General features: G+C 29.6%; 6 protein-coding genes. 1 reads left to right on the plus strand and 5 read right to left on the minus strand.

The window, feature by feature from the left end; translation table 11 throughout:
- Positions 1–115: 115 nt before the first annotated feature.
- On the minus strand, positions 116–985 hold the full coding sequence (locus ACR0QS_RS08775; protein ID WP_432633062.1) for a hypothetical protein: 870 nt from the start codon (positions 983–985) through the stop codon (positions 116–118).
- A gap of 224 nt (positions 986–1,209) precedes the next feature.
- Between ACR0QS_RS08775 and ACR0QS_RS08780 the strand changes: the two genes are divergently transcribed.
- On the plus strand, positions 1,210–2,700 hold the full coding sequence (locus ACR0QS_RS08780) for a hypothetical protein (protein ID WP_432633063.1): 1,491 nt from the start codon (positions 1,210–1,212) through the stop codon (positions 2,698–2,700).
- Positions 2,701–2,716: 16 nt separating this feature from the next.
- On the opposite strand, the gene ACR0QS_RS08785 is transcribed toward ACR0QS_RS08780, so the two are convergent.
- From ACR0QS_RS08785 to ACR0QS_RS08800, 4 genes are all read right to left on the minus strand, one after another.
- On the minus strand, positions 2,717–4,063 hold the full coding sequence (locus ACR0QS_RS08785; protein ID WP_432633064.1) for a UDP-N-acetylmuramoyl-tripeptide--D-alanyl-D-alanine ligase: 1,347 nt from the start codon (positions 4,061–4,063) through the stop codon (positions 2,717–2,719).
- 33 nt (positions 4,064–4,096) lie between these two features.
- Positions 4,097–6,337: a transglycosylase SLT domain-containing protein gene (locus ACR0QS_RS08790; RefSeq protein WP_432633065.1), complete on the minus strand. Its 2,241-nt coding sequence runs from the start codon at positions 6,335–6,337 to the stop codon at positions 4,097–4,099.
- 72 nt (positions 6,338–6,409) lie between these two features.
- Entirely contained in the window at positions 6,410–7,114 is a 705-nt protein-coding gene (locus ACR0QS_RS08795) for a hypothetical protein (RefSeq protein WP_432633066.1), read from the minus strand.
- A gap of 8 nt (positions 7,115–7,122) precedes the next feature.
- Positions 7,123–7,797, minus strand: coding sequence for a hypothetical protein (locus ACR0QS_RS08800; RefSeq protein ID WP_432633067.1), 675 nt, complete (start codon positions 7,795–7,797; stop codon positions 7,123–7,125).
- Positions 7,798–7,834: the final 37 nt, after the last annotated feature.

Consider the following 7,834-nt stretch of genomic DNA (forward strand, 5'->3'; position numbering starts at 1 on the left):
TAATTATTTTTTGCAAAAATAAACTAACGAATAAAAATGATAAATAAAAAAGGAGACTTTAATTAAAGCCTCCTTAAAGAAAAAATATTAAAACAAACTTTATGATTAACAATTATTACTGATAATCTTCGTCTTCGTCGTCTTTTTGCAACATTCCCTCTTCGGAATAAATTCCTACTGGAGTATCGGCGACATCAAAATAGCTTTCGTAAGCTTTATTTTGGAATCTATAATATATCGGAGCGATTCTAAAATTGTCCACATAAGAAGCCAAGAAGTTAATCTTTCTTCCGTTATAGCTTGCATAATAAACCGATAAGGAAGTATTAGCCATTTTATTGACATAATTTCCGTAAACCATAGAAGCGAAGTCATCGACAGTAATCGTTCTCTTATTGTGAAAACCGCCGTATTTTAATTGAAAACCGTCTAAAGTTCTTTTGAATAATCCGCTTGACATTATATGACCTGGGTGAGCGTATTGATTTTGTGGATTTCTGTTTTTATATTCTTCCACTTTATAATCTCCTTGATAACGAGAGCTTGCCGCAAATAATTTATCGTTATGGAAAAAGAATTTATAAGCCCATTTCGTATCCGGTCCTACGGGATTTACATTGTCTCCTACAGTTTCCGCATCGACCGTCATACATTTGAATTCGTCTTCGGTTTGATAACTGAAATATAAAAGATTAGAATCTCTTTTGAATAATTCGGAAATATCGTTTGTGGTAAATTTCATATTCACCCATCTCAACATTTGAGGATTATACCAAACCAAATCTGGGTCTGGATAAGGCGAAACATAAAAACTTCCGCTTAAAACTTCCAATTCCGTAGCGGCAAAATTAGCGTCCACGAGTATTTGATTTACTTCATCGGGAGACGCTCCGTATGGCACTAAATCGTTAAACATATAAGGTATTGTTTCATAGCCGTAAACCGAAACGGCGGCGAGTAAAAATGTGATTAGCAATTTCTTCATTTGATTTTTCTCCAAGATTTTTAATTATTTTTAATTATATTATACAATATTAAGAAATTAATTGCAAGCATTATGTTTACTTATTTTTTTGATTTTTTTCCGTATTTTATAGCATTAAAAACATTCGCGGCGCTGAAAATTTAGGATGGTAATATTTTTATTATCAATATGTAAAATATTCCGTTAATATTTATAACTTCAAAATAATTAGAGAGAATTAATTAATGGCTGTAAAAAAAACGAGTAAAAAAAATACTTCTTCAAAAACGACTTCAAAACCTAAAGAAACCGAAAATAAATTAATCGAAAAATTGCAATTAAAATTAGAAAAGTCCGAAGAAAAAATAATCGAATTAAACGAAAAATATAAAAAAATAATCGACATTCAAAAACAAAAATTAGAAGACAAATACAAAAAGACGGAAGAGAAATATAAAAAAATAGTCAAAAAATTAGAAGATAATCTTAAAAAATCATCTGTAGAAAATTTGGAAACTTCAAAATCGAATAAAAGCGAACTTGCCAAACTGCAAAAAAGAATAGAATTACTTGAAAGCAAAAATGCAAAATTGGAAGCGGAAAAAATAAAAGCGGGCGAAAAAATTTCAAAAGCCTCTAAAATCGATAAAGACGCTTTAAAAAATTCCATAAACGAAATTAAAGAATTAAGAAAAAAATTAAAAGAGTCGGAAGAAGAAAGAAAAGAATTAACTTTCAAATTAAAAGAAGCGATAGCCGAATTAAAAAATAGCAAAAAAAATAAATTATCGAAAGAAGATAAAAATCAATTCAGAGAAAATATAAAAATCTTAAAAAGAATAAAAAAAGAAAATGAAATATTAGATAAAAAAAGAGAACTATTAAGAAAAGAAGCGGAAAAAGTAAAAGCGATTAGAAGCAATATTAAAGATTCGGCAAGAAATATAGCCTCGACAATACGAAACAGTCAAGTCAATTATTACGGAAGCAAAGACAATGACGGAAGCAATTTGAATCCCGAATATCCGACAGATTCTTTAAATATAACCGATACGGAAGACGGACTTAAAAAATTAGCGACTATTCTATGCGCGGCGATGGACGATTATAGAGAACAAAAAGAAGCGGAAGAAAAAAAATTGGAAATGTCGGAAGGAGAAGAAAGATTAAATAAAGCGGCAGAACAGTTGGAAGCGATGGCTGAAAGCGAAGATAATAATTTAAAAAGACAGTTTACGATAATCGATAAAATAGAAAATAGTAGAGTGGAAATTAACGATGGTTATTCGTCAACGGCGGGCGGACAACCTATAGTGGCAAAACCGCATGACGAAAACGCTCCTCAAAATCAAGCGCCGATTCCAAATATAACGGTAAAAGTTGAAGCTCCTAAAGAATCTTCAAAATTGGCAAAACCCGAAACTCAATTAAAACCCGCAAGCGAAACGCCGACTATGAGAATGAAACTTTTGGACGATACGGACGATTACGAAAAAAAACTTGTTATAACTTACGGATTCGACAACATGCCAGAAAATACTTATTTTTCAAAATATAAAAAAATATTAAGAAACGCGGCAAGAATAAGTTTGCTCGGAAATTTGCAGGAAGGACTCGAAATGTTTAAATTGATTAGAGCGCAAAATATTCCCGAAGAATATAAACAAATGATAGATAAAAATATTCAAGATATAACCTATTATTTAAGAGGTTTGCATAGAGTTAGGGTAGAATAAATCGCTTTTATAATTGTCATAAATTTTCTAAACTCTCTATTATAACCGCAAAATTCATTCCAAGCGAAGCCTTTATTAAAATCGCCGTGTCTTCTTTTTCTTTTATAAATTCTTTTATCTTGCAAATCGAATCTTCCGCTTTTTCAAAATAATATTTTTCGCAATTAACCGTTTCGTAAATATATTTTGAATAATTCCCGCAGGCTATTACGACATTTATATTATTTAAAGAATTAATCAAATCGCCAATTTCTCTATGATAGAATTCGCTTTTCGGTTCGGTTTCGAGCATATCGCCTATAACCGCAATTTTTTTCTTTTCTTCTCTTTCGGATAAATAATTAATCATATTTTTTAAAGCTGACGGATTTGAATTATAGCAGTCGTTTATTATCGTGCAGTTATTTATATTCATTATTTGCATTCGATTTTTTGGAGATTTATAATTTATTAAAATTTTTGAGCATTCTTTTAAATCGGCGTTATATATTTCCGCAATTTTAATGGCAGACAATATATTGCTTAAATTAAAATCTCCGATTAAATTATGTTTAAAAATAATTTTCTTATATTCAAAAGTTTCGTTGTCTATTTTAATTATTTCTTTAATATCGGTTTCAATTATATTTAGATTTTTCTTTTTAGCTTCTTCGATTAAAATATAGGCTTGATTAGAATTTTTATTTATTATCGCAGTCGCGTTTTTTTTCGTATTATTAAAGAGTTCGCTTTTTGCCAAAGCTATATTTTCTATAGAACCTAAATTGGCAATATGAACGGACTCTATATTATTTATTAAAACCGTATTCGATTCTATAGCTTCCGATATTCTTAAAAGTTCGTTTTTATGATTCATTCCCGCTTCGATAACCGCAATTTGAAAACTATCGTCCAGATTAAAAATCGTTTTCGGAACTCCGATTTCGTTATTTAAATTTCCTTCGGTTTTAAGGACTTTATATTTTGTCGATAAAAATAAAGCGGTTAATTCTTTAGTCGTGGTTTTTCCGCAGCTTCCCGTTATCGCAATAATCGGAATATCGAATCTTCGTCTGTATTCTCTCGCAAGTTTTATAAAAAAAAGAATCGTATCGTTATGGTAAAAAACTTTCGCGTCTTCGGGCATTTCTATATTTTCGCTTAAAATAAAATATCGGCAGCCTTTATTATAGCATTCTAAAGAGAAATTATTTCCGTTAAATTTTTCTCCTTTTATAGCCAAAAAAATTTTATCGTTATCAAATTCTTCTCTGCTGTCGGTTGAAATATATAATTCTTTATTTTCTTCTTCTATATTTTTCGGACAATCGGCTTTCAATTCTTTTGCGACTTTTATTATATCTTTTAAGCAAGTTTTTCCCATAAATATTTTTCCGTTTAGATTTATAAAAAATAATTAATAATATCTGCTATAATATTCATAACTTTTCATTACTTTTTCCACATAATATTCGGTTTCTTCAATATCTATAAATCTTCCCGTTTTATACATGTTGTTAGTTCCGTATTCGTTTTTCCATCTGTTTCCTCTGCTCGAACCCGCGTTATATTTCGCCGCAACCATAATATAATTATTCGCATTCTCGCTCGTAAAAAGCCATGACAAATGCGAAATTCCCAAATATATATTTTGTTTAGGGTCGTTCAAATTGAGGGGATTAAATTTGTATCTCTTTTTTTTATTTTCAGCTCCAGCCGTAGCGGGCATAAGCTGCATTAGTCCTCTCGCTCCCGCCCAAGAAATTGCCTTCGCGTCAAATAAACTTTCCTCGCGCATTATAGAATAAACGAATTCGGGTTCTATTTTATAATATTTCGATTCTGGAACGACATACTCGTCAAAATATCTCGGATACATATATTTTCTAAATTCTTCGGGAAGCAAATCCACATTTTCCGAATAATTATAACCAAAATATTTTCCAATATTATTGCATGTCTGCATAAATCTTTTTGTATTCGAAGATGCGATAAATATTTTTTCCGCATAATAAAATAAAGGATAAGTAATTTGAGTTTTTTGATAAACTTTATTAAATTCCGCATAAGCGTTTTGAATATCGCCGTAATAATAAAGCAGAATCGATTTATTTATTTCTCCTCTCGTCTGCAATGAAAGTTCGTTAAATATTTCGTTTTCGGTTATCATTTCGTCTTTTTTAAGATAAAAATCTTTAACGAATCTATTTTGCATAAAAATTTCTTTTGCCATCTCTCTCGCTTCTTTTACAAGTTTGTCTTCTTTCTTGCTTGCGATATAATCTATGAATTGAATTTTATTGAGAGATTCTAGCGTTTTTGAATAATTTGAAATTTCAAAAAATTTTTTAGCTTCGTTTAGATAATAATCGTTACTTGAAGAAATGGCTTTAATCATATCTTCGTTTGCAAGAGTCAAAGCGCCTTTAATATAATAAGGATTCTTGCTCTTTAAAAGAGTTTTCATTATATAATCGTTTCTTTTATTAAAGTCTTCGAACTCTTCGGCAACCCACATATTCCAAGACATCGCTAAATCGTTTCTCGATTTTGAATGCCTATCTTCCAATATTTTCAAAGCGTAATAAGTTTCCGTTTTATTTTTTAATTTCAAAGACTTTCTCAAATAACTTTTTAAAGAAGCTTCCGTCCATCTATTGCTTTTAAATTTATTCAAACTATTCGTTAAATATCTTTTTGCCAAAATTAAATTATTCGATTTCAAACTTTCCGTTATAAATATATTATAAATTCTCGGGATATATTCGTCATTCGGATATTCTTTCAAAAAAGTTTGATATAAAGCCGTAGATTTTTCGATATTGTTTAATCTATAATAATTATCGGCGCTATGATAAAGTCCAAGCCTTCTATAAGATTTATTATTTGTATTTGCAAGATAACTTTCAAATAATTTTGACGCTTCTTCTCTTTTGCCGTCCCGCTGATTTATTCTTGCAATATAATATATGCAGTTCGCTTTATTATAATCGTCTTTTATTAAAGAATTAAAATAATTTAAAGCCGCCGTTCTATGTCCCGCTTCGTATAATTCCGTAGCTATTTTATATTTTACATTATTCGGAAGTTCCAAAGCATCTTTTTGAAAATTATCGTTAAAATAAATTATCGCTTCTCTATTATAAAATTTATTTATAAGTTCCAAAGCTATTTCTTTATTTTTTTCTTTATCTTTAATTCTTTGCAGCGCTCTTGATCCCACAAATTCTTTAATCCATTTTTGAGTTTTGCCGTTAAAAAAATTGCTTATAGGATAATCATCTCTATAAAATTCGGCTAACGCTTTATACCGTTCGGCATAAGGATAGAGAATCGAGCGAGGATATTCTTTAATAATCGCGGAATATAAATCGATTGCTTCGTCATACATATTCGCGTATAATGCGCTTTTTGCTCCGTAATATATAACATAATCTCTAATTAAAATTTCGTCTTTGCCGTTTATTATATTTGTAAATTGACTATAGGCATTTAAATATTTTTTTTCGTTATGGAGTTTCAAAGCCGTTCCGTAATTTATTTTATTTTTTGAAATTATATTTGGGAGTTCGGGCATATTTTTAGCGTTTAGCATCGAAGTCGCTATTATTATAATAAGTTCAAAAGATAGAGTTAATAAAAATAATTTCTTTTTCATTGATTTTAATTCTTATACATTTTAATAATTTAAAATAAGATTATAATACAAAACGATAAAAAAATAAATATTTTATAAACTTACTAAATATAAGCCTATTTGAAATCCCAAATCAAAAGAAGCGATATTTTCTTTACTTTTTACCATATATTGTAAGACGCTGTCGCTTTTCAAATTAAATGCAAAATCGTAATTCGCATAAACTCCGAGAGTTAGCATAAATCTGCTTTGTCCTTTGATTAAAAAATCTACGGATGCTTTAAGATAAGGATAATAAATTTGCGTCAAAGTGTCTCTAACATCGCCAAAATCCAATTTATATTTTTCGGAATACGAATATTGTCCTTCCGTTGAATATATCATTGAAAGCGGAATTTTTATTCCTCCGCCTATTCCCAAAGAGAAAAATCCAAAATTTATTCTTGGCAAAAGTCCGATTGAAATATTATTCAAACTAAAATTTTCAACCGTTCGACTGTCGCCTTCGCCGTATCTAAATTCGTATCTGTCTTTGCTGTAGCCTATATCCAAAAATACCGCCGAAGATATCGTATCGTAATATGAGAAGAAAACTCCGGGCTGAATCGAAAAAGAATTTTCAAATTCTCTAAAATCATCGTTAAATATTTTTCCTTTTTCCGTAGTCGCCGCGCTTGCTCCAAATTGTCCCATGAAACCGATTACAAAATTTGCCGCATTCACTTTTGCAAACGAAACTGCAAATAAAACTAAAAATATAAATAATTTGTTTTTTAAAATGTTTTTAATGTTTTTCATAAAATCTCCTATTTTCTATAATTTTCAAAATTTATAAAATATCCAAGCTGGATTCCGATATCGAATCCCGTCATATAATTTTTATTTACGATAATATTATCCATATAAGTATTTCGCTGAAATTTAATTGGAAAATCATAATTAACATATAAACCGATTAATATATAATTAAAAATATTAAAATCGAGCGAAGCCTTTACATAAGGAATAACCGCGCTTTGAAATAAATCCTGCAAATCTCCGCGACTCAAATAATAACTATTTTTACTCGAATCAATTTCTTTTTTATATACCGCCGAAATAGGAATTTTTACTCCTCCGCCTATTCCTAAAGCGAAAAATGAAAAATGAAATTTTCCAACCGCTCCTATAAGAAAACTGTCGAGCTGATAATTTTCGGTTATTCTGCTTCCGTCTAAATTATGTTTGAAATCGTAAGAATCATGATAATATCCGATTTCCGCTAAAACGGACGCCGAGATTGTATTTACTATTCCCTGATTTGCTCCGATTAAAAAAGTAAATCCCGAATCAAAATCTCTAAAATCCGATGGAAACGATTTATTTGTGGAAGCTCCGCTTATTGCGAATTGTCCTATAATTCCCATTGATAAACTAACGGCTTTAAGATTATTAGAATATATTCCAAATATAATTAAAATAATTAAAAAGACTTTTTTCATTATATTTTAGCTCCGTTTAATTTATTATACTTATATA

Origin of the sequence: Brachyspira sp., assembly GCF_050873525.1 — a bacterium.
In the GTDB taxonomy this organism is placed as follows: Bacteria; Spirochaetota; Brachyspiria; order Brachyspirales; family Brachyspiraceae; genus Brachyspira.

What these genes read in the sequence shown, in the direction of transcription:
- ACR0QS_RS08775 (WP_432633062.1), bottom strand. Translation starts at nt 985, where the DNA reads ATGAAGAAATTGCTAATCACATTTTTACTCGCCGCCGTTTCGGTTTAC.
- ACR0QS_RS08780 (WP_432633063.1), top strand. Translation starts at nt 1,210, where the DNA reads ATGGCTGTAAAAAAAACGAGTAAAAAAAATACTTCTTCAAAAACGACT.
- ACR0QS_RS08785 (WP_432633064.1), bottom strand. Translation starts at nt 4,063, where the DNA reads ATGGGAAAAACTTGCTTAAAAGATATAATAAAAGTCGCAAAAGAATTG.
- ACR0QS_RS08790 (WP_432633065.1), bottom strand. Translation starts at nt 6,337, where the DNA reads ATGAAAAAGAAATTATTTTTATTAACTCTATCTTTTGAACTTATTATA.
- ACR0QS_RS08795 (WP_432633066.1), bottom strand. Translation starts at nt 7,114, where the DNA reads ATGAAAAACATTAAAAACATTTTAAAAAACAAATTATTTATATTTTTA.
- ACR0QS_RS08800 (WP_432633067.1), bottom strand. Translation starts at nt 7,797, where the DNA reads ATGAAAAAAGTCTTTTTAATTATTTTAATTATATTTGGAATATATTCT.